Raw genomic sequence first — 23,114 nt, forward strand, 5'->3', positions numbered from 1 at the left:
TCAGCCCTCTGCGGAGGGTTTTTTATTGATCATTTTGATCTACATCTCTGTAACTAAAAATATAAAAGGATCTGGCTATCGAATCTGTGGGTTATTTCGACTATATCTAATCTTTGGTGGTGTATATCGTAGTCATAACACTGTAAAGGGAGCATATAGATGAGCATGTCCGACGATAGCCAGAACGCATCAACTGCCGGTAAGTGTCCTTTCCATCAGGGCGGGCCGGATCACAGCGCGGGAGCAGGAAGAAGTAACCGCGACTGGTGGCCTAATCAACTCCGCGTTGATCTTTTGAACCAACATTCCAATCGTTCGAACCCGCTGGGTGAGGACTTCGACTACCGCAAAGAATTTAGCAAACTTGACTATTCTGCCCTGAAAGGGGATCTCAGAGCCCTTCTGTCCGAATCTCAACCGTGGTGGCCTGCTGACTGGGGCTCTTATGCCGGTTTGTTTATCCGTATGGCATGGCACGGGGCAGGGACCTATCGTTCCATCGATGGACGCGGTGGCGCGGGTCGCGGGCAGCAGCGTTTTGCACCACTGAACTCCTGGCCGGACAACGTCAGCCTGGATAAAGCGCGTCGTCTGCTGTGGCCAATCAAGCAGAAATATGGCCAGAAAATCTCCTGGGCCGACCTGTTTATCCTCGCGGGCAACGTGGCGCTGGAAAACTCCGGCTTCCGTACCTTCGGTTTTGGCGCGGGTCGTGAAGATGTCTGGGAACCGGATCTCGACGTAAACTGGGGTGATGAAAAAGCCTGGCTGACCCACCGTCACCCGGAAGAACTGGCAAAAGCGCCGCTGGGCGCAACCGAAATGGGTCTTATCTATGTGAACCCGGAAGGGCCGGATCATAGCGGCGAACCGCTTTCTGCGGCCGCGGCGATTCGCGCGACCTTCGGTAACATGGGAATGAACGACGAAGAAACCGTGGCGCTGATTGGCGGCGGTCATACGTTAGGTAAAACCCACGGCGCAGCACCTGCTTCCCACGTTGGGGCCGATCCTGAATCCGCGCCGATTGAAGCGCAAGGCTTAGGCTGGGCCAGCAGCTATGGTAGTGGCGCGGGTGCAGACGCGATTACTTCCGGCCTGGAAGTGGTCTGGACGCAAACGCCGACCCAGTGGAGCAACTATTTCTTCGAGAACCTGTTCAAATATGAGTGGGTGCAGACTCGCAGTCCGGCTGGTGCTATCCAGTTCGAAGCGGTGGATGCGCCGGAGATTATCCCCGATCCGTTTGATCCTGAGAAAAAACGCAAGCCGACGATGCTGGTCACCGACCTGACGCTACGTTTCGATCCTGAGTTCGAGAAGATCTCTCGTCGTTTCCTCAATGATCCGCAGGCGTTCAACGAAGCCTTTGCCCGTGCGTGGTTTAAACTGACGCACCGCGATATGGGGCCGAAAGCGCGTTACATCGGACCGGAAGTGCCAAAAGAAGATCTGATTTGGCAGGATCCGTTGCCGCATGCGTTCTTCAACCCAAGCGAAGAAGATATTCTTAACCTGAAGGCGACCATTGCGGCTTCCGGGCTGTCAGTAGGCGAGCTGGTTTCGGTGGCATGGGCTTCTGCATCGACCTTCCGCGGTGGGGATAAACGTGGCGGCGCGAATGGCGCTCGTCTGGCGCTCGACCCACAGCGTGGTTGGGATGTGAATGCTACCGCAGCACGCGTACTGCCCGTGTTAGAGGGTATCTATAAATCAGCCCATACCGCGTCGTTGGCCGATATTATCGTGCTGGCTGGCGTCGTAGGCGTGGAGCAGGCCGCAAGCGCTGCGGGTGTCAGCATCAATGTTCCTTTTGCGCCGGGCCGCGTAGATGCGCGTCAGGATCAAACGGATATTGAGATGTTTGAACTGCTCAAGCCAATTGCGGACGGCTTCCGTAACTATCGTTCTCGCCCTGACGTATCAACCACTGAGTCTTTGTTGATTGATAAAGCGCAGCAGCTGACGCTAACCGCACCGGAAATGACCGTGCTGGTGGGTGGTATGCGCGTACTGGGCACCAACTTCGATGGTAGTCAGCACGGCGTCTTTACCGATCGTCCTGGCGTACTCAGCACTGACTTCTTCGTCAATTTGCTGGATATGCGTTACGAATGGAAAGCGGTTGATGAGTCACAAGAGCTGTTTGAAGGCCGTGACCGTCTGAGCGGCGAAGTAAAATACACCGCAACTCGCGCCGATCTGGTGTTTGGTTCTAACTCTGTACTGCGTGCAGTGGCTGAAGTTTATGCCTGCAGCGATGCGCATGAGAAGTTCGTGAAGGACTTTGTGGCGGCATGGGTGAAAGTGATGAACCTGGATCGTTTCGATCTGCTGTAAACAAAAACACCGGATGGCGCTTGCGCATATCCGGTATGGTATGAATAAAAAATCCCCGCGATTGCGGGGATTTTTTATTGGCAGGTTATTCCCACTCTTGCAGATAACGCTGCCCATACTGGTCAGCGACCAGCAACGCGGCATACACCTGGTCCGGGGTCGCGCCGCCAGGCATGTTGTGGATGGTTTCGCCTTCAGCACAGGCCGCCTCTGCCACAATGCGCATTTTCGCCGGGATATCCTGTTTGATGTCCAGTTGCGCCAGAGTAATCGGTAGTCCAACGGAATGACACAGCGCCGCCACGGTTTCGATCTCATCGACCGGCGCGTTTTCCAGCACCAATTGCGTCAGCGTACCAAACGCCACTTTTTCGCCGTGGTAGTAATGATGCGCATCCGGGATCGCCGTCAGGCCGTTATGAATGGCGTGAGCCGCTGCCAGACCACCGCTTTCAAAACCGACGCCGCTCAGATAGGTATTGGCCTCAATAACGCGCTCCAGCGCAGGCGTAACCACGTGCTGCTCGGCTGCCAGCATCGCTTTTTCACCTTCTTCTATCAACGTATTAAAGCACAGCTCAGCCAGAGCCAGCGCCGCCTGGGTGCACTGACCACCCGCCATGGTGGTTGCGCCGCTGCGTGAACAGGCACGCGCTTCGAACCAGGTCGCCAACGCATCGCCGATGCCTGCGGCTAACAGACGTGCCGGTGCGCCCGCGACTATTTTAGTATCCACAATGACCCTGTCCGGGTTGTTCGGCAGTAGCAGATAGCGATCGAATTCACCCGCATCGGTGTAAATGACGGACAGCGCGCTGCACGGTGCATCGGTAGAGGCGATGGTTGGCGCAATGGCGACAGGCACGCCCATAAAGTGCGCCAGCGCTTTGGCGGTATCCAGCGTTTTCCCGCCGCCAATACCGAGTACTGCGCCACACTGCGCTTTTTCCGCCACGCCGCGCAAACGGTCGATTTCGTTTTGCGAACATTCGCCGCCAAAAGGCGCGATCTCCAGCGCCAGTCCGGCATCCTGGAAGCTTTTTTCCAGTGCGGACTGTGCGAAGCCTAAGACAAACTTGTCCCCAACAACCAGCCAGCGTGCTGCCAGTGGTTTGAGATAGCTGCCAAGACGGGTAATAACATCGGCACCCTGGATGTACTTACCAGGTGATTGAATAATGCGATCCATACTTTATTTCCCTCACAGGTTGATGTGACCAAATGCGTTGTTCCAGTCCTGCTCAAACTTCTCTATTGCTGACTCTACCGCAGGGGTATTGAGCATTTGTTGCGCTACGTCTAAGGGCAGGGTAATTGCTTCACATCCTGTCAGTAAGCAATCGAGCGCCTGACGCGGGGTTTTAAAGCTGGCCGCCAGTACCATGCTGTTTGGCGCATGTAGCTCCAGTAGCGTTTGCAGTTCCTGTACTGTGCGGATCCCGTCGCCGCCCTGAGCGTCAATGCGGTTAACATATGGCGCGATATATTTTGCGCCAGCCAGCGCGGCCAGTAGACCTTGCGAAGCACTGTACACGGCGGTTCCCAGGGTGGTGATACCCTCTTTTTTCAGTAACCTGATGGCGGCCAGACCTTCAGCAGTAACGGGGATTTTCACTACGATACCCGGTACGGCATTGCTCAGACGTTTGGCTTCTTCCACCATCCCCTGCGCGTCGCGGCTCATGGTTTGGGCAAAAAGAATGCCCTCTTCGCCAATGGCGTTTTGCAGGCGCGGCAGCACATCCCAGATGGATTCTTTGCTTGCCGCCACAATGCTTGGGTTGGTGGTGACTCCCGCGATAGGGAAGATACGGGCCAGACGTTCGACTTCCGCGACGTTGGCGGTATCAAGGTAAAGTTCCATACAAAACATCCTCTTAATTTTGCGTGAGCAGCCCGTTGCCGGAATGCGTTGTTGTGCACAGGATAAGAGTGTTTCGCCGCATGGCGCTATCTGACAAATCTGCCAAAAGCTGGATAAATGTAATGTATCGACAAAAGTGAGACTTACTTCACATGTCAGTTGCAGGTGGGGGTTATTAAGGTGATGTGGGTTATGAGTTCATTTCTTATATTACAAAAATCCAGTTAATATTATTTTTGTCTTCTTTATTGCTGATGGATCGCTTTCTCCGTCAACTGGCTGTGATATTGCCGACGATATTCTGAGGGGGAACGCTCGGTATTCTTGCGAAACAGGCGGCAGAAGTAGTTGCTGTCAACAAACCCACAGGTGTGCGCCACGTCTTTGATCTTCAGCTCGTAACCCTTCAGTAGCGTCTTCGCGTGTTCAAGTCGCGTGTGGTTCAGGTATTCGTTAAAACCGATTGCGCCCGTTTTTTGAAACAGGTGGGAGAGGTAATTGGGCGAGATGTAGAACGCTTGCGCGACCGATTCCCGGGTCAGCGGTGAAGCGTAGCGTTCGTCAATATAGTCGCGAATGGCTTCGAACAGCGCCTGACTGCGCGACGCGGTCTGTATTTGGCTGCCGAGCAGATCGCGACAGTGGCTCAGCAAGCTCGCGACGATTAGCCTGGCCGTTTGCTGCTCCTGCGGCTGCATCTGTATTTCATTAAGCGTTTGCAGCAGGAAAGAGCCAATACGCGGTCCACGCCGTGCGACATGCTGCCTGGCGAGGTTTTGATATTGCTTGCCGTCCCACTGAACGACGTTGAAACCCAACTGCTGCTTGCTGAACAGAATGCTGAGCGTGGTGACCGGTGTGAGCCATTGCGGAAAGTTCCAGCCGCCGGCCGGAACGAACAGGACATCGCCAGGTAGTAACGTCGCGGCTGTGCCGGCAATACCCTGATCGGTGAACTCACCTTCCAGCACAATCTCCAGCCGGGGAAAATCAACCTGATATGCCAGTTCCGGCATTGAGCTACAGGTGCTGGCAAAGTAAATCTGGCGCAGCGGTGTAGGGCCGTTAATCAGGCGGGCGAGAAGATGGCTGATGTCGTGATACATGTTAATCCCTTGCAGGCAGCAGACAGGGAGAACAGTAACCGCCATCATAAAAAAAGGCCACTCTTAAAGAGTGGCCTGTGTAGGATTATTGATTACCGATTTGATCGCCGTAAGGCAAGGTATCGTAATCAATCAGGGCATTCTTCTTGTATGGATTGCCAATCCAGCGAGTCGTCTCTTTAAACTGTGGGCTGGTAATGGAACGCGTTGGATCGAAGCCATCGTAAGTGAAGCCCGCTAAATCAGACCAGGTATGGATTAGCTCTGAGCTGCTGTATTTACGATTCACATCCTGTGAGAAATCCCGAGGGTGCGCGGCCTGCCATTTTTCCGAGGTCCACAATAAGAACGGCACCGTATACATATGGCGTGTCGGATTGTCTTCATTACGGCCCTGCGTTTTATGCGGCGGCGTGTCGTACACCTCTTCACCGTGATCGGAGAAGTACAACAGGAAACCGTTCGGATCGGTCGCTTTGTAGTCTTTGATCAGGCTGGCAATGATGTGGTCATTGTAGACATTCGCGCTGTCGTAATCGTTGTAGGCTTCCAGCTCATCATTACCCAGGCCAGGGGGAACATTGTCGATATTGTTGTCGAACTTGCCCTGACCATCCGGATAACGGAATTTATACTTAATATGGGTACCCAGCAGGTGAACGATGATGAATTTTTTCGGCGCCGGGTCGGCCAGGACTTCTTTAAATGGCGCCAGCACATTGCTGTCATACTCGCGTGCGCTTTGCGTACGCTGCTGGTTCATATAGAACTGCTTATCTGTCTGCTTAGAGAATACCGTCAGCATGGTGTTGCGGGCAGTCATTGTCTGCTGATTGGTGATCCAGAAGGTTTTATAACCCGCCTGTTTCATCATGTTCATCAGGGATGGCTGGGTCAGATACAGATCCGGGTTCTTCTCGTTGGCAAAGGTCAGCGCCTGCTGCAGGATTTCAATGGTATACGGACGTGAGGTCACGACATTATTGAAAACGGTGAAGTTAGGATCGGTTTTATGCAGCGCATCCAGTTCCGGTGTGGTTTCACGCGGGTAACCATACAGGCTCATACGACCACGCTGCGTTGACTCACCAATCACCAGCACTAATGTGCGTGGCGCGTCACCGGAATGGTCTTTAAAGTTGGCCAGCGGAGGCAGGGCATTGTTTTCATTCAGCAGGCTATTGAGCGAGGTCAACTGCTGGCGATACTGATAATACCCGGAGATAAATTGCCATGGCGCGGCGGGCTCCATACGCGAAGCGAGACCATCCAACGTTTTTTCAAACGGTTTATGTTTGATGAACGTGTTAACCGCCATTGGGTGCAGAATCAAGCCATATAACAGCGCAAACGACACCAGATAGCGCCAGGGCGATGGAATATGAACAGGGCGCAGACGCGTCCACAGCAGAATCGCCATTGCCGTATACGCCAGCGCGATTAACACAATCTTCAGACTGAAATATTGGCTCAGATATTCGCTGGCTTCGTTCGCATTGGTTTCGAACATTACGTACAGAACGCTTTGCGAGAACTCTTGCCCGTAGATGACGTAATAGCTCAGAGCGGCCAACGAGGCAGCCCATAGCATGACACCAATAACGGCAGCAATAATACGGATACGGTTTGGAAATAAAAATACCGGAATCAACCACAGCGAACTGAATAGCAAGGAGTCGCGTAAACCGGTAGATCCGCTGTAGCCGCTAAAGTAGATAACGGCCTGCAGTAATGAGGAAAAAAACCAAAAATAGAGGAGCGCCCAACCCAGGGCTTTCCAGCTAAATGCAGGTTTAGACTGGGGTTGTAAGGATTGCATAGTGTGAGCCTGTCTTTAATCGTGTCGCCAAGAGTAGCGGGTAAATATTAAGAGGAACTGAAGCGTCGCGATGTTAAAAAACGCGTTTTGTTGATGATCCATTCATTAAATGAATAAATTCAGGCGGGAATATATTGAAATTGAAGCAGTTATAACAGCGATTTTTGATGTCGCCTTCGCGCAATAGCACGAAGGCGACGGGAGGGGGACGTTAGCCTGTATTGCGCATACCGGCAGCAACACCTGCGATGGTTACCATCAGCGCTTGTTCAACGCGTGGATCTGGCGCATTGCCTTGCTCTTCCGCCAGGCGCGAGCGGTGTAACAGTTCTGCCTGTAAAACGTTCAGCGGATCGGTATAAACATTCCTTAACTGGATGGACTCGGCAATCCACGGCAGGTCGGCCATCAAATGTGAGTCATTGGCAATCGCCAGCACGACGTCGATATCTGCTTCCAGGCGCTGACGCAGTTCTTCGCCGAGCGGCCACAACTCTTTTTTGACCAGACGTTGATCGTAGTATTCAGCCAGCCACAGGTCTGCTTTAGCGAAAACCATTTCCAGCATGCCAAGGCGTGTGGAGAAGAATGGCCAGTCGCGGCACATTGCTTCGAGTTCGCTTTGCTTACCGTCTTCCACCACTTTTTGCAGCGCGGTGCCTGCCCCCAGCCATGCCGGGAGCATCAGGCGGTTCTGCGTCCAGGCAAAGATCCATGGAATGGCGCGCAGAGACTCTACCCCACCAGTCGGGCGGCGTTTTGCCGGACGTGAGCCGAGCGGCAATTTACCCAGTTCCTGCTCTGGGGTTGCGGAGCGGAAGTAAGGGACGAAGTCTTTGTTTTCACGTACATATCCACGGTAGAGCTCACACGAGATATCAGAAAGCTCATCCATGATATGGCGCCAGTTATCCTTCGGCTCTGGCGGCGGTAACAGGTTGGCCTCAAGGATGGCTGCGGTATATAGCGACAGGCTGCTGATGGTCACTTCCGGCAGGCCATACTTAAAGCGGATCATCTCACCTTGTTCCGTCACGCGCAGGCCACCTTTCAGGCTGCCAGGCGGTTGAGAGAGCAGCGCGGCATGCGCAGGCGCGCCGCCGCGACCAATGGAACCACCGCGGCCATGGAACAGCGTCAGCTCGATGCCGGCTTTTTCACACGTTTTGATCAACGCGTCCTGAGCCTGATATTGCGCCCAGGAGGCCGCCATTACCCCCGCGTCTTTTGCAGAGTCAGAGTAGCCAATCATGACCATCTGTTTGCCCTGAATAAAGCCGCGGTACCAGTCAATATTCAAGAGCTGGGACATGACGTCATCAGCATTGTTGAGGTCGTCCAATGTTTCAAACAGCGGCGCAACCGGCATAGCAAAACCGATCCCGGCTTCTTTCAGCAGCAGATGTACGGCCAATACATCGGACGGCGTTTTCGCCATCGAGATAACATAGGCGGCAATGGAGCCATACGGAGCTTCGGCAATGACGCGGCAGGTGTCGAGCACTTCGCGGGTGTCATTGCTTGGTTCCCAGTTACGTGGCAGAAGCGGACGCTTGGAGTTCAGTTCGCGGATCAAGAAAGCCTGTTTATCCGCTTCTGACCAGTTTTCGTAGTCGCCAATGCCCAGATACCGGGTCAGTTCGCCCAGCGCTTCAGTGTGGCGGGTGCTTTCCTGACGAATATCAATACGTACCAGCGGCACGCCGAAACATTTCACGCGGCGCAAGGTGTCGAGCAGTTCGCCATTGGCGATGATGCCCATGCCACAGGCTTGCAGAGACTGGTAACACGCGTACAGCGGATCCCAGAGCTGTTCGTTTTGGGTGAGAAGGCCGGCAGGTTTCGGTAATTTCTCGCCTTTCAGGCGGGCTTCCAGCCAGGCTTGAGTTGCCATCAGACGTGAACGCAGGGTTTTCATCAGATAACGGTATGGTTCTGCTGCGCCTTCTTCGCCGACCAGCGCCAGCAGTTCCGGCGTGGCATCAACCATCGACAGTTCAGAGATCAGAAACTGAATGTCTTTCAGGAACAGGTCGGTGGCTTTCCAACGGCTGAGCAATAGCACGTGACGGGTGATATCCGCCGTCACGTTCGGGTTGCCGTCACGGTCGCCGCCCATCCAGGAGGTAAAGCGAACCGGAACAAAATCAACGGGCAGCTTATAACCCAGATTCTCTTCTAACTGTTCGTTCAGTTCGCGCAGATAGTTCGGCACGCCTTCCCACAGGCTGTTTTCGACCACGGCGAAGCCCCATTTGGCTTCATCAACCGGGCTTGGGCGTATCTTGCGGATCTCATCCGTATGCCAGGACTGGGCAATCAACTGGCGCAGACGGCGCATCAGTTGATGGCGTTCATAATCGACGAGATCTTTGTTATCAAGCTGTTTGAGACAGGCGTTTACTTCACCCATTTTATGGATCAACGTACGACGGGTGATTTCTGTCGGGTGGGCAGTCAGAACCAGCTCCAGGGAGAGTGACTCCACGGCTTTTTTGATGGTGGCTTCATCGAGATTGGGCTGGTCTTTCAATTTACGCAGAGTGCGAGCAATCACTTCCGGGTTGCTGGCTGCTTCGCCTTTGGGCGAAATGCTGTGGTATTGCTCGGCGGTGTTGGCCAGGTTCAGGAACTGGCTAAACGCACGGGCAACCGGCAGCAGTTCGTCGTTAGACAGGTTTTGCAGCGTCGTAAGTAGCTCCTGGCGATTGACTTCATTGCCAGCGCGGGATGATTTGGACAGCTTACGGATTGTTTCTACGCGATCAAGAATGTGCTCTCCCAGCGCATCCTTAATGGTCTCTCCCAGCACTTTGCCGAGCATACTGACATTACTACGCAACGCGGAATATTGTTCGTTCATATTTACCCAGACACCCCATCTCTTTTGTAAATGTCCTGTATCTTTCGCGCCGCCGTCAACACTGCTGCAACGTGAAATTTTTCGGACTTAATTTTTTTGCCGTCTTTTATAAAGCCACGTAAAACTCGTGACGTCAATTGCTGCGAAATCGGTTCAGCAAACGAAAAAATGGCGGGAATTTACGTTATTTAATTCACATCGAATCAAATAAGCTGTGCTTATGAAAATGTTAATAAATGACCTTGCTCACCGCTGAAGGATGAGCAAGGTTATAAACGATTAATGCCAGCAGAAATGATGCACAACCTGGGTGATCAATTCGCGAGTTGGCTTAATAAAACGTGTTTCCAGGTATTCATCTGGCTGATGTGCCTGATTAATGGAGCCTGGGCCCAACACCAGCGTCGGGCAAAGCGTCTGGATAAACGGCGCTTCAGTGCAGTAGTTCACCACTTCCGTTTGCGCTCCCAGCAGTTTTTCAACGACTTCGACCAACTGATGGTCCGGCGGACACTCATAACCAGGAATAGGCGGATGCAGTTCCGACACCGTCAGGCGACCCGGCCAACGCTCGCTGACAGGGGTCAGCGCATCGTTAAGTAAACCATTAAGATCGTTGAGCGTCATGCCGGGCAGCGGGCGAATATCCATATGCAGCTCGCAGCAGGCGCAGATTCGGTTGGCGGCGTCGCCACCGTGGATATGACCCAAATTTAACGTCGGGTACGGAACGGTAAAAGCGTCATGGTGATAGCGTTCTTTCAGGTCATCGCGCAGAGTCATGATATGGCCGATAGCATCATGCATGAGTTCAATCGCATTGACGCCACGCGCTGGATCGCTTGAGTGACCCGACTGCCCCAAAATGCGAATTGCATTAGAGATATGCCCTTTGTGCGCACGCACCGGCTGCAGGGAGGTGGGTTCGCCAATGATCGCGCAGTCCGGGCGCAGAGCGGTGGTTTCAGAAAAGTAGCGCGCCCCCGCCATGCTGGTCTCTTCGTCGGCAGTGGCCAAAATGTAGAGGGGCTTTTTCAGCTTCGCTACGTCGACGTCGCGCAGCGCGTCGAGGATAAACGCGAAGAAGCCTTTCATATCTGCCGTACCCAGGCCGTAGAGCTTATTGTCATGCTCTGTCAGGGTGAACGGATCGCGCGTCCAGCGTCCGTCGTCAAACGGCACGGTATCGGTATGACCCGCTAACAACAGACCGCCAGCCCCTTGTCCAATGCTCGCCAGCATATTGAATTTATTGCGCGTATCGGGGACCGGCTGAACCTCTACATTGAAGCCTAAATCTTTGAACCAGCCCGCCAGCAGAGTGATTAAACCTGCATTGCTTTGATCCAGTGCTTCTTCGGTGGCGCTAATCGATGGCGTGGCAATCAGAGCGCGGTAAATCTCGATAAATGGCGGTAAATTGTTTTTCATTGTTGACACACCTCGGGTCATGATAGTATCAATATTCATGCAATATTTGTGAATAAAAATACATTAACGTTGAGCGTAATAAAACCCACCAAGTGTAAGGTGAGGTGATAAAGGCTTATACCTGGCAACAGAATCTAAGAAGGTGAGCTGCCCCGATGTTGAATACGCTGATTGTGGGCGCCAGCGGCTATGCCGGCGCAGAGCTTGTGACCTATGTAAATCGCCATCCTGATATGAACATAACCGCTTTGACCGTCTCAGCGCAAAGCAATGATGCAGGAAAACTCATCTCCGATTTGCATCCGCAGTTGAAAGGCATTGTCGATTTACCGTTGCAGCCAATGTCGGATATCAGCGAGTTTAGCGCAGGGGTGGACATTGTGTTCCTCGCCACAGCGCATGAGGTCAGTCATGACCTGGCCCCGCAGTTTCTGCAGGCCGGATGTGTGGTGTTTGATCTTTCAGGCGCGTTTCGTGTTAACGATAGCGCGTTCTATGAAAAATATTATGGCTTTACCCATCAGCACCCCGAATTGCTGGAGCAGGCGGTGTACGGTCTGGCGGAGTGGAGCGCAGAGCAACTGAAAGAAGCGAATCTGGTTGCCGTACCGGGTTGTTATCCGACGGCGGCGCAGTTGTCGCTGAAACCACTGATTGACGGCGGACTGCTGGATCTCAGCCAGTGGCCGGTGATTAATGCGACCAGCGGCGTCAGCGGGGCAGGCCGTAAAGCGGCTATCTCGAACAGCTTTTGCGAAGTGAGCCTGCAGCCCTATGGCGTGTTTACCCATCGTCATCAGCCGGAAATCGCAACTCACCTCGGCGCGGAAGTGATCTTCACTCCGCATCTGGGGAACTTCCCGCGCGGAATTCTGGAAACGATCACCTGCCGTCTGAAAGCGGGCGTAACCCATGCGCAGGTGGCCCAGACACTGCAACAAGCCTATGGCGATAAACCACTGGTACGTCTGTACGATAAAGGCGTTCCGGCCCTGAAGAATGTGGTGGGCTTACCGTTTTGTGACATCGGGTTTGCCGTGCAGGGAGAGCACCTGATCGTGGTGGCGACCGAAGATAACTTATTAAAAGGCGCGGCGGCACAGGCGATGCAGTGCGCAAATATCCGTTTCGGCTTTGCTGAAACGCAGTCTCTTATTTAAGGGTGCAACAATGAATCCATTAATTATCAAGCTGGGCGGCGTTTTACTGGATAGCGAAGAGGCGCTGGAGCGACTGTTTACCGCACTGGTGAATTATCGTGAGTCGCATCAGCGTCCGCTGATTATTGTGCACGGCGGCGGCTGCGTGGTTGATGAGCTAATGAAGCAGTTGAATCTGCCGGTCAAAAAGAAAAACGGCCTGCGCGTCACCCCTGCCGATCAGATAGATATTATCACTGGCGCCCTGGCGGGTACGGCGAATAAAACCTTACTGGCCTGGGCGAAAAAACATCAAATCGCCTCTGTGGGCCTGTATCTTGGCGATGGCGACAGCGTAAAAGTGACGCCGCTCGATAAAGAGCTGGGTCATGTTGGACTCGCGCAACCGGGTTCGCCTAAGCTAATTAACACGCTGCTGGCAAGCGGTTTTCTGCCGGTGGTCAGCTCCATCGGCGTCACTGAAGATGGACTGCTGATGAACGTTAACGCCGATCAGGCGGCAACAGCGCTGGCGGCAACGTTGGGTGCGGATCTGATCCTGCTCTCAGACGTGAGCGGTATTCTGGATGGTAAAGGTCAGCGTATTGCCGAAATGACCGCCGCGAAAGCGGGGCAGTTGATCGACCAGGGAATTATTACCGATGGCATGATCGTGAAGGTCAATGCGGCGCTGGATGCCGCGCGCACGCTGGGCCGCCCGGTGGATATCGCCTCCTGGCGTCATGCAGAGCAACTCCCGGCGTTGTTTAACGGCACGCCGATCGGTACCCGTATTCTGGCTTAAGTATTTGTATGCCCGATGGCGGCTACGCCTTATCGGGCCTACGTGAACAGAACCTGTAGGCCGGATAAGCGTAGCGCCATCCGGCATTGAAATTAAAAGAATTTAAGGAAGCATGTTATGGCACTTTGGGGTGGGCGTTTTACACAGGCAGCAGATCAGCGGTTCAAACAGTTCAACGACTCGTTGCGTTTTGACTACCGCCTGGCAGAACAGGATATTGTCGGCTCTGTGGCCTGGTCCAAAGCGTTGGTAACGGTCGGCGTACTGACTGCCGATGAACAGCTGCAACTGGAAGAGGCGCTGAACACGCTGCTGGAAGAGGTTCGTGCCAACCCGCAACAGATCCTGCAAAGCGATGCCGAAGATATTCACAGTTGGGTGGAAGGTAAGCTGATTGATAAAGTCGGCCAGCTTGGTAAAAAACTGCATACCGGGCGTAGCCGTAATGATCAGGTCGCGACCGACCTTAAACTGTGGTGTAAAGACACGGTTATTGAATTACTCTCTGCCAACCGTCAGTTGCAAAGTGCGCTGGTGGTGACGGCGGAGAATAACCAGGACGCCGTTATGCCGGGTTACACCCACCTGCAACGTGCGCAGCCGGTGACGTTTGCTCACTGGTGCCTGGCTTATGTCGAAATGCTGGCGCGTGATGAGAGCCGTCTGCAGGATGCGCTTAAGCGTCTGGATGTCAGTCCTCTGGGCTGCGGCGCGTTGGCGGGTACGGCATATGAAATCGATCGCGAACAACTGGCCGGCTGGCTGGGCTTTGCTTCGGCAACGCGCAACAGTCTGGACAGCGTTTCCGATCGTGACCACGTGCTGGAGTTACTCTCCGACGCTTCTATCGGCATGGTGCACCTGTCGCGTTTTGCTGAAGACCTGATTTTCTTTAATACCGGTGAAGCAGGCTTTGTCGAGCTGTCCGATCGAGTGACCTCAGGTTCATCCCTGATGCCGCAGAAGAAAAACCCGGATGCGCTGGAATTAATCCGTGGTAAATGCGGTCGCGTGCAGGGTGCGTTGACCGGGATGATGATGACCTTAAAAGGCCTACCGCTGGCGTATAACAAAGATATGCAGGAAGACAAAGAAGGGCTGTTCGATGCGCTCGACACCTGGCTGGATTGTCTGCATATGGCCGCGCTGGTGCTGGATGGCATTCAGGTGAAACGTCCGCGTTGTCAGGAAGCGGCGCAGCAGGGTTATGCCAACGCCACTGAGCTGGCGGATTATCTGGTAGCGAAAGGCGTGCCGTTCCGCGAAGCGCACCACATTGTGGGCGAAACGGTGGTTGAGGCGATTCGTCAGGGCAAACCGCTGGAAGCGTTGTCGCTGACCGACTTACAGAAGTTCAGTTCGGTCATTGGCGATGACGTTTACCCGATCCTTTCTCTACAATCGTGTCTGGACAAACGTGCGGCGAAAGGCGGCGTGTCGCCACAGCAGGTCGCACAGGCGATTGATTACGCGAAGGCGCGTCTGGCGTAACTTTTGTCTTTGTAGGCCTGATAAGCATAGCGCCATCAGGCAAACAGTGATCAGAGCCTGGCATCTCGCCGGGCTTTTTTATGCAAAAAAAATGCGGACGCAAGGTCCGCAAAAGTTCACGTTGGCTTTAGTTATTTCGAGTATGAGAGAAACTCTCTAAACGGACAGTAGCTTCAAGGGTTAAAGGGGTACCGTTCCGTTTCTGTGGTGCATTATTAAACAGAAAGCTTGATAGGGATAATCGTTCGTTGCTATGCTACCTATCGCTACGAACTATCGTGGCGATGGAGGATGAATAATGAATATTCGTGATCTTGAATACCTGGTGGCGCTTGCCGAACATCGTCACTTCCGACGGGCGGCAGACTCCTGCCACGTGAGCCAGCCAACGCTGAGCGGGCAGATCCGTAAGCTGGAAGATGAGCTGGGCGTCATGTTGCTGGAGCGTACGAGTCGCAAGGTGCTGTTCACTCAGGCAGGTCTGCTGCTGGTGGATCAGGCGCGCACCGTGCTGCGCGAGGTCAAAGTGCTCAAGGAGATGGCAAGCCAACAAGGCGAGACGATGTCTGGCCCGCTGCATATTGGTTTGATCCCAACGGTGGGGCCATACCTGCTGCCGCATATTATTCCTATGTTGCACCAGACCTTCCCAAAACTGGAAATGTATCTGCATGAGGCGCAGACGCATCAGCTGTTGGCGCAACTGGATAGCGGTAAGCTCGACTGCGTGATTCTGGCGTTGGTGAAAGAGAGTGAGGCATTCATCGAAGTACCGTTATTTGATGAGCCTATGATGCTGGCGATCTATGAAGATCATCCATGGGCAAACCGTGACTGTGTACCGATGTCCGATCTGGCGGGTGAAAAACTGCTGATGCTGGAAGACGGCCACTGCCTGCGCGATCAGGCCATGGGCTTCTGCTTTGAAGCAGGTGCTGATGAAGATACCCATTTCCGGGCAACCAGTCTGGAAACGCTGCGCAATATGGTGGCGGCAGGTAGCGGTATTACGTTACTGCCTGCGCTGGCTGTTCCGTCCGAGCGCAAGCGTGATGGTGTTGTCTATCTGCCATGCATTAAGCCAGAACCGCGCCGCACGATTGGCCTGGTGTATCGTCCAGGTTCGCCGCTGCGCAGCCGTTATGAACAGCTGGCAGAGGCCATCCGTGGATCAATGGATGGCCATTTCGACAGTGCGTTAAAACAGGCGGTTTAAGCCATTTAGCGCCGCTACCCGATAGGCTTCCGCCATGGTTGGGTAGTTAAAGGTGGTGTTAACGAAGTACTCGATGGTGTTACCACCACCTTTTTGCTCCATTATCGCCTGACCGATGTGAATAATTTCGGCCGCGCGTTCCCCAAAGCAGTGGATCCCCAGAATCTCTTTGGTTTCGCGATGGAACAGAATCTTCAACGTGCCGACACTCATGCCCACGATTTGCGCACGTGCCAGATGTTTAAACTGGGCGCGGCCAACTTCGTATGGGACTTTCATCGCCGTAAGCTGCTGTTCGGTTTTACCAACGGAGCTGATTTCAGGAATGGTATAAATCCCGGTTGGGATATCTTCGATCAGATGCGCGGTGGCTTCGCCTTTCACCAGTGCCTGGGCGGCAATGCGTCCCTGATCGTAGGCCGCCGATGCCAGACTCGGATAGCCGATCACATCCCCTACGGCATACACGTGCGGCAGTGCCGTCTGGTACATGCTATTCACTTTGAGCTGCCCACGGCTGTCGGTTTTCAGACCAATATTTTCCAGCGCCAGCGAATCGGTATTACCGGTGCGGCCATTGGCGTACAGCAGACAGTCAGCCTTCAGTTTTTTACCGGATTTCAGGTGCATGATGACGCCGTCATCGCAACCTTCAATCTTCTCGTACTCTTCGTTGTGGCGAATAACCACACCGCTGTTCCAGAAGTGGTAAGAGAGCGAGTCGGACATCTCTTGATCAAGGAACGCCAGCAGACGATCGCGGGTGTTGATTAAATCAACTTTGACGTCCATTCCACGGAAGATCGACGCATATTCACAGCCAATAACCCCTGCGCCATAAATCAGAACGTGGCGAGGTTCGTGGTGCAGACTCAGGATGGAGTCGCTGTCATAAATCCGGGGATGCGAAAAGTCGACGTCAACAGGGCGATAAGGGCGTGAACCGCAGGCGATCACGAACTTATCCGCGGTCAGCGTTTCCACCGTGCCGTCGTGGCATTCCAGGGCGATAGTGTGTTCGTCAACAAAACGGGCATTTCCCTGCAAAATCTCGCAGTGATTACGCTCGTAAAAACCTTGCCGCATGCGCGTTTGCTGATTAATCACGTTATCAGCATGGTTGAGAATATCGGCGAAGGAAGAACGGAGAAGTCGGGAATGGTCGCTGTAAAGTGGGTTCTGATTGAATTCAATAATACGGCTGACGGCGTGGCGGAGTGCTTTCGACGGGATGGTGCCCCAGTGGGTACAGCCTCCGCCGACGTTATGATAGCGCTCAATCACCGCGACGCGCGCTCCCTGTTTAACCAGACCCATTGCAGCGCCTTCGCCGCCGGGACCGGAACCTATTACTATTGCATCGTAATCGTAGGAATGTGACATGGTCAGGCTTACCTGTTCTTATACACAAAAGCAACAGAATAGTAACATCGTTGTCGGGATAACCCAATTATCGTTGTGCTTTTTTGCGAAGTCGAAGCACAAACTGCGCGTAAACAATCATTAACAAAGCCATGCCAACCGCCTAATCTCTGGTATAGTGCCAGTAAGGTATGTGGAAGGATTCAGACATCGTGATGGGCGTTAGAGCGCAACAAAAAGAGAAAACCCGGCGTTCGCTGGTAGAGGCTGCATTTAGTCAACTCAGTGCTGAGCGTAGTTTTGCTAGTCTCAGTTTACGAGAAGTTGCTCGTGAAGCGGGCATTGCGCCAACCTCGTTTTATCGCCATTTCCGCGATGTGGATGAGCTCGGACTGACGATGGTGGACGAAAGTGGTCTGATGCTGCGTCAGTTGATGCGTCAGGCGCGTCAGCGTATCGCCAAAGGCGGGAGTGTGATCCGTACCTCGGTCTCAACATTTATGGAATTCATCGGCAACAATCCCAACGCCTTCCGTTTATTATTGCGCGAGCGTTCGGGAACCTCCGCAGCGTTTCGTGCAGCGGTCGCACGTGAAATTCAGCACTTCATTGCGGAACTTGCGGACTATCTGGAACTCGAAAACCATATGCCCCGTGCGTTTACTGAAGCGCAGGCCGAAGCCATGGTAACGATTGTGTTCAGCGCCGGGGCAGAAGCACTGGATGTTGGCGCTGAACAGCGTCGACAGCTGGAAGAGCGGCTGGTATTGCAACTACGCATGATCGCGAAAGGCGCATTTTATTGGTACCGCCGTGAACAAGAGAAGATGACGCACCACTCCGAGTAACGAGAAGGACGAGCAATGAAACAGTCAGGTCAAGATAAAGGTACGCTGCTGCTGGCGCTGGTTGCTGGCTTATCGATCAATGGCACATTTGCGGCGCTGTTTAGCTCCATTGTGCCATTCTCAGTATTCCCGATTATTTCGCTGGTGCTGACGGTTTATTGTCTGCATCAACGCTATCAGAACCGTACCATGCCTGTGGGGCTACCAGGCCTGGCCGCCGCCTGTTTTATTCTCGGTGTTCTGTTGTACAGCACCGTGGTACGCGCTGAATATCCGGATATTGGTTCTAACTTCTTCCCGGCGGTACTGTCGGTGATTCTGGTGTTCTGGATCGGCGTTAAAGTGCGTAACCGTAAGCAGGAAATTGCGGAATAATATTTGTAGGCCGGGCAAGCCCGGCCAGGACATCACTTACTTCGCGGTCAGTAACACGCCACACTCCATATGGTGCGTATACGGGAACTGATCGAACAGAGCCAGACGTGAAACATTGTGCGTCTGGCTTAACGTTTCCAGATTCTTACACAGCGTCTCCGGGTTGCAGGAGATGTACAGAATACGCGGATACGCCTGCACCATTTTCTCCGTTTCGCTGTCCAGACCGCTACGCGGTGGGTCAACGAAAATGGTTTCACACTGGTAACTCTTCAGATCGATCCCCTGCAAACGGTTGAACTCGCGAACCCCATTCATCGCCTGAGTAAACTCTTCTGCCGCCATGCGGATAATTTGTACGTTATCAATATGGTTAGCCGCAATGTTGTACTGGGCAGCCGCCACGGATGGTTTGGCGATTTCAGTCGCCAGCACGCGGTTGAAATTTTGCGCCAGCGCTAATGAGAAGTTGCCATTACCGCAGTACAGCTCAAGCAGGTCGCCCTGGGAATCTTTGGTGACATCAATCGCCCATTCCAGCATCTGAATATTCATCGCGGCATTGGGCTGGGTGAAGCTGTTCTCAACCTGGCGGTAGATGATCTCTTTACCTGCGACCGGCAAGCGTTCGTCAATATAGTCCTGATCCAGCTCGATTTTGGTTTTGGTGGCCCGACCAATCAGATGCACGTTCAGATTTTGTGCGCGCAGCGCGTCCCGTAGTGCTTCGGCTTCATGACGCCATTCGTCATCCAGCTTTTTATGGTAAAGCATCGAGACGACCGCTTGATCGCTCAGGGTGGTGAGGTAATCAATCTGGAACAGTTTGTGGCGCAGGACACGGTTGTTGCGTACCCCTTCAATCATTGCCGTCATCAGCGTGTTGATAAGCTCGCTGGCCGCCGGGAAGCTGTCGACGCGAATACGGCTTTTCGTCTGTTGATCGAACATGATGTGGTACAGGTCATCACCGTCATGCCACAGCCGGAATTCGGCACGCATACGGTAGTGACTGACCGGTGAGCGAAACACTTCCGGAGCCTGTGCATAAAACGGTGTCATTAAGCTCTGCAGACGCACCACTTTTTCAGCTAACTGCGCGTCGTACTGTTCTGTCGGAAGATGTTCGGGGGTCATGATGCGTCCTGAAAAATAAAAGTACGCGGGGATTGTAGGGATTGCTCAACAGATGTCCAGTCATTGATGATTTCCGATATTGTGATACACAGTCTGGACAGTGGGTTGTAACAAACTGTAGCATCCGTTTTCCGGTCCTGTGAGTTAAAAGGGAATCCAGTGTGAATCTGGAGCTGACGCGCAGCGGTAAGGAAGGTAGGAGATGAGCGCACCTGGTGCAGACACTGCGGCTTGCCGTGGGAAGTCATCGTCTCTTTAAGTCGCCTCCAAGCCCGAAGACCTGCCGGCTAACGTCGCATCTGGTTTTCATCATCGCGTACTATCGGTGGGACCTGCGGCATCCTTCTTATATTGTGGATGCTTTACAATGATTAAAAAATCGTTGCTGTGGACGGCGCTTTCCGTCACGGCATTTTCTGGTTGGGCACAGGATGCTAGCCCAGATACTCTCGTCGTCACTGCCAACCGTTTTCAGCAGCCTCGTAGCGCAGTACTTGCTCCTATCACCGTTGTTACGCGTCAGGATATCGACCGCTGGCAATCTACCTCCGTGAATGATGTGCTTCGTCGCTTGCCAGGCGTGGATATCGCCCAATACGGTGGTATGGGACAAAATTCGTCTATTTCTATTCGCGGCACCAACGCCAGCCATGTTCTGGTGCTGATTGACGGTGTACGTCTGAACCTGGCAGGGGTTAGCGGCGCAGCCGATCTTAGCCAGTTCCCGGTATCGTTGGTACAACGTATTGAGTACATTCGTGGGCCGCGTTCGGCTATTTATGGTTCTGATGCGATCGGCGGCGTGGTGAATATCATTACGACGCGCGAAAAGCCGGGGACGGAACTGACCGCTGGCGTGGGAAGCAATGGCTACCAGAATTACGATGTCTCAACCCAACAACAGTTAGGTGAAAATACGCGTGTCACGTTGATGGGCGATTATGCCTATACCAAAGGCTTTGATGTCGTGGCTTACGGTAGTACTGGCTCTCAGGCTCAACCCGACAAAGACGGCTTCTTAAGTAAGACGCTATATGGCGCGCTGGAACACAACTTCTCTGACACCTGGAGCGGGTTTGTTCGTGGCTACGGTTATGATAACCGCACGAATTACGATTCGTACTATTCTCCGAACTCACCACTGGTCGATACCCGAAAACTCTATAGCCAAAGCTGGGATGCCGGACTGCGCTTCAATGGTGAAATTATCCAGTCACAGCTGGTTTCCAGCTATAGCCACAGTAAAGACTACAACTATGATCCGGATTATGGCCGCTATGACTCCTCGGCCACGCTGGATGAGATGAAGCAATATAATGTTCAGTGGTCGAACAGTATGGTGGTTGGCCACGGTAATGTGGGTGCGGGCGTCGACTGGCAAAAGCAAACTACGGAGCCTGGCACCGCGTATGTCACGGACGGTTACGACCAGCGTAACACTGGCCTCTATCTCACCGGGTTGCAGCAACTGGGTGACTTTACCTTTGAAGGTGCGGCACGCAGTGATGATAACTCCGAGTTTGGTCGCCATGGTACATGGCAAACCAGCGCCGGGTGGGAGTTTATTGAAGGTTATCGCTTTATTGCCTCCTACGGTACTTCCTACAAAGCACCAAATCTCGGGCAGTTGCATGGCTATTACGGCAATTCGAATCTGGATCCTGAAGAGAGTAAGCAGTGGGAAGGGGCGTTTGAAGGGCTGACGGCGGATGTGAACTGGCGTTTGTCAGGATATCGCAACGATATCGATAACATGATCGATTACGACCCACATACCGAGAAATACTTTAACGAAGGCAAAGTACGTATTAAAGGTGTCGAAGCGACAGCAAACTTTGATACCGGGCCGCTGGCGCACACCCTGAGCTACGATTACGTTGATGCACGAAATGCGATTACCGATAAACCACTGGCGCGTCGTTCTAAACAGCAGGTGAAGTACCAGCTTGACTGGCAGGTTTACGATTTTGACTGGGGCCTGACCTATCATTATCTGGGAACGCGTTATGACACGGACTTCGTCACCAATCAGCCGGTAAAAATGGGGGGAGTGAGCCTGTGGGATCTGACAGTGGCATATCCAATCACCTCACAGCTGACTGTTCGTGGTAAAATCGCCAACCTGTTCGATAAAGATTACGAGACAGTTTATGGCTACGCAACTGCAGGGCGGGAATACACCTTGTCTGGCAGCTACACCTTCTGATCCACGTCCCACCGTGCTGGTGTTTGATTCCGGCGTCGGTGGGTTGTCGGTCTACAATGAGATCCGCAGTCTGCTGCCGGATCTCCACTATATATACGCTTTTGATAATGTCGCCTTTCCTTATGGTGAGAAGAGCGAGGAATTTATCGTCGAGCGTGTTGTTGAGATTGTGACTGCGGTCCAGCAGCGCTATCCACTCTCTCTTGCGGTCATCGCGTGTAATACCGCAAGTACTGTGTCGCTTCCTGCATTACGTGCGAAATTTGCCTTCCCGGTTGTAGGCGTCGTTCCTGCTATTAAACCGGCGGCGCGACTCACGGCGAATGGCGTTGTGGGACTGCTGGCTACACGTGCGACGGTGAAGCGGTCGTATACCCATGAGTTGATTGCGCGGTTTGCTAACGAATGTCAGATTGCGATGTTGGGGTCTGCCGAGCTGGTAGAACTGGCGGAAGCGAAGCTGCACGGCGAAACGGTCTCTCTGGAGGAGTTGCGCCGCATTCTACGTCCGTGGCTGCGGATGTCGGAACCACCCGACACGGTGGTGCTGGGCTGCACCCATTTCCCTCTATTACAGGAAGAACTTTTACAGGTCCTGCCCGAGGGGACGCGACTGGTGGATTCGGGGGCCGCGATTGCGCGTCGCACGGCCTGGTTATTAGAACATGAAGCGCCCGACGCGAAATCAACCGATGAGAATGTCGCATTCTGTATGGCGATGACGACAGAAGCCGAACAATTATTGCCCGTGCTGCAACGTTATGGCTTCAAAACGCTCGAAAAACTGGCGGTTTAATCGATTTTGATGAAAAAATGCGCACTCGGAAGATTATTTTGAATTTCCCCTTGTCAGCCTGAAATAACTCCCTATAATGCGCCTCCACTGACACGGAACAACGGATTACACGCCGCCGGGTCAGCGGGGTTCCAGTGAGAATCCCGGAGAGAAAAGCAAAAATAAATGCTTGACTCTGAATGAGGAAAACGTAATATACGGGACCTCGCGACAGAGCGCCAAAGCGCGTCGCAACTGCTCTTTAACAATTTATCAGACAATCTGTGTGGGCACTCGAGGATACGGATTCTTAACGTCGCAAGACGAAAAATGAATA

Annotated in this window: 17 protein-coding genes and 1 riboswitch; of the genes, 9 read left to right on the plus strand and 8 right to left on the minus strand. The window is 53.2% G+C overall.

The features are described 5' to 3' along the window. Window positions 1-159 precede the first annotated feature (159 nt). A complete protein-coding gene (gene katG, locus FOB24_RS02700; protein WP_087856667.1) occupies window positions 160-2,340 on the plus strand; it encodes a catalase/peroxidase HPI in 2,181 nt (726 codons plus the stop codon). A gap of 85 nt (window positions 2,341-2,425) precedes the next feature. Here katG and gldA read toward each other — a convergent pair whose 3' ends face one another. From gldA to argE, 6 genes are all read right to left on the minus strand, one after another. Continuing rightward, window positions 2,426-3,529 carry a bifunctional L-1,2-propanediol dehydrogenase/glycerol dehydrogenase gene (gene gldA, locus FOB24_RS02705; protein ID WP_038636055.1) on the minus strand — a complete coding sequence of 368 codons (1,104 nt, stop codon included), beginning with the start codon at window positions 3,527-3,529 and terminating at the stop codon, window positions 2,426-2,428. Window positions 3,530-3,541: 12 nt separating this feature from the next. Then, entirely contained in the window at window positions 3,542-4,204 is a 663-nt protein-coding gene (gene fsa / locus FOB24_RS02710; protein ID WP_150344483.1) for a fructose-6-phosphate aldolase, read from the minus strand. A gap of 245 nt (window positions 4,205-4,449) precedes the next feature. Further along, complete coding sequence (locus tag FOB24_RS02715; protein WP_087856668.1) at window positions 4,450-5,310, minus strand: AraC family transcriptional regulator; 861 nt, start codon at window positions 5,308-5,310, stop codon at window positions 4,450-4,452. A gap of 85 nt (window positions 5,311-5,395) precedes the next feature. Beyond that, window positions 5,396-7,129, minus strand: coding sequence for a phosphoethanolamine transferase CptA (locus tag FOB24_RS02725; RefSeq protein WP_038636061.1), 1,734 nt, complete (start codon window positions 7,127-7,129; stop codon window positions 5,396-5,398). Between the two features lie 211 nt (window positions 7,130-7,340). Further along, entirely contained in the window at window positions 7,341-9,992 is a 2,652-nt protein-coding gene (gene ppc, locus FOB24_RS02730; RefSeq protein WP_042313352.1) for a phosphoenolpyruvate carboxylase, read from the minus strand. 279 nt (window positions 9,993-10,271) lie between these two features. Beyond that, window positions 10,272-11,423, minus strand: a complete 1,152-nt coding sequence (gene argE, locus FOB24_RS02735; RefSeq protein WP_150344484.1) for an acetylornithine deacetylase — start codon at window positions 11,421-11,423, stop codon at window positions 10,272-10,274. Between the two features lie 155 nt (window positions 11,424-11,578). Here argE and argC point away from each other — a divergent pair, with 155 nt between their 5' ends. The 4 genes from argC to oxyR all read left to right on the plus strand — a co-directional run bounded on the left by argC (window position 11,579) and on the right by oxyR (window position 16,074). Next, complete coding sequence (gene argC, locus FOB24_RS02740) at window positions 11,579-12,583, plus strand: N-acetyl-gamma-glutamyl-phosphate reductase (RefSeq protein WP_085049753.1); 1,005 nt, start codon at window positions 11,579-11,581, stop codon at window positions 12,581-12,583. Between the two features lie 10 nt (window positions 12,584-12,593). Then, complete coding sequence (argB, locus tag FOB24_RS02745; RefSeq protein WP_150344485.1) at window positions 12,594-13,367, plus strand: acetylglutamate kinase; 774 nt, start codon at window positions 12,594-12,596, stop codon at window positions 13,365-13,367. 117 nt (window positions 13,368-13,484) lie between these two features. Beyond that, window positions 13,485-14,858 (plus strand): argininosuccinate lyase, encoded by a 1,374-nt coding sequence (gene argH, locus FOB24_RS02750; protein WP_150344486.1) that lies wholly within the window; start codon window positions 13,485-13,487, stop codon window positions 14,856-14,858. A gap of 298 nt (window positions 14,859-15,156) precedes the next feature. Next, on the plus strand, window positions 15,157-16,074 hold the full coding sequence (gene oxyR / locus FOB24_RS02755) for a DNA-binding transcriptional regulator OxyR (protein ID WP_038636079.1): 918 nt from the start codon (window positions 15,157-15,159) through the stop codon (window positions 16,072-16,074). On the opposite strand, the gene sthA is transcribed toward oxyR, so the two are convergent. Beyond that, complete coding sequence (gene sthA / locus FOB24_RS02760; RefSeq protein ID WP_032940238.1) at window positions 16,057-17,457, minus strand: Si-specific NAD(P)(+) transhydrogenase; 1,401 nt, start codon at window positions 17,455-17,457, stop codon at window positions 16,057-16,059. The two genes, oxyR and sthA, sit on opposite strands and share 18 nt — an antisense overlap. A 191-nt stretch (window positions 17,458-17,648) precedes the next feature. On the opposite strand from sthA, the gene fabR reads away from it, so the two are divergent. Then, a complete protein-coding gene (gene fabR, locus FOB24_RS02765; RefSeq protein WP_003028862.1) occupies window positions 17,649-18,284 on the plus strand; it encodes an HTH-type transcriptional repressor FabR in 636 nt (211 codons plus the stop codon). Window positions 18,285-18,299: 15 nt separating this feature from the next. Beyond that, window positions 18,300-18,659: a YijD family membrane protein gene (locus FOB24_RS02770; RefSeq protein ID WP_038636082.1), complete on the plus strand. Its 360-nt coding sequence runs from the start codon at window positions 18,300-18,302 to the stop codon at window positions 18,657-18,659. Between the two features lie 36 nt (window positions 18,660-18,695). Here FOB24_RS02770 and trmA read toward each other — a convergent pair whose 3' ends face one another. Further along, window positions 18,696-19,796: a tRNA (uridine(54)-C5)-methyltransferase TrmA gene (trmA, locus tag FOB24_RS02775; protein ID WP_150344487.1), complete on the minus strand. Its 1,101-nt coding sequence runs from the start codon at window positions 19,794-19,796 to the stop codon at window positions 18,696-18,698. Between the two features lie 115 nt (window positions 19,797-19,911). Next, window positions 19,912-20,098: riboswitch (cobalamin riboswitch) on the plus strand. 65 nt (window positions 20,099-20,163) lie between these two features. Between trmA and btuB the strand changes: the two genes are divergently transcribed. Both btuB and murI read left to right on the plus strand, forming a co-directional pair. Beyond that, window positions 20,164-22,002 carry a TonB-dependent vitamin B12 receptor BtuB gene (gene btuB / locus FOB24_RS02780; protein WP_038636088.1) on the plus strand — a complete coding sequence of 613 codons (1,839 nt, stop codon included), beginning with the start codon at window positions 20,164-20,166 and terminating at the stop codon, window positions 22,000-22,002. After that, window positions 21,947-22,798, plus strand: a complete 852-nt coding sequence (murI, locus tag FOB24_RS02785) for a glutamate racemase (protein ID WP_038636091.1) — start codon at window positions 21,947-21,949, stop codon at window positions 22,796-22,798. The genes btuB and murI overlap by 56 nt, the downstream gene beginning before the upstream one ends. Window positions 22,799-23,114: the final 316 nt, after the last annotated feature.

Source organism: Citrobacter werkmanii (assembly GCF_008693645.1).
GTDB classification, from domain to species: domain Bacteria; phylum Pseudomonadota; class Gammaproteobacteria; order Enterobacterales; family Enterobacteriaceae; genus Citrobacter; species Citrobacter werkmanii.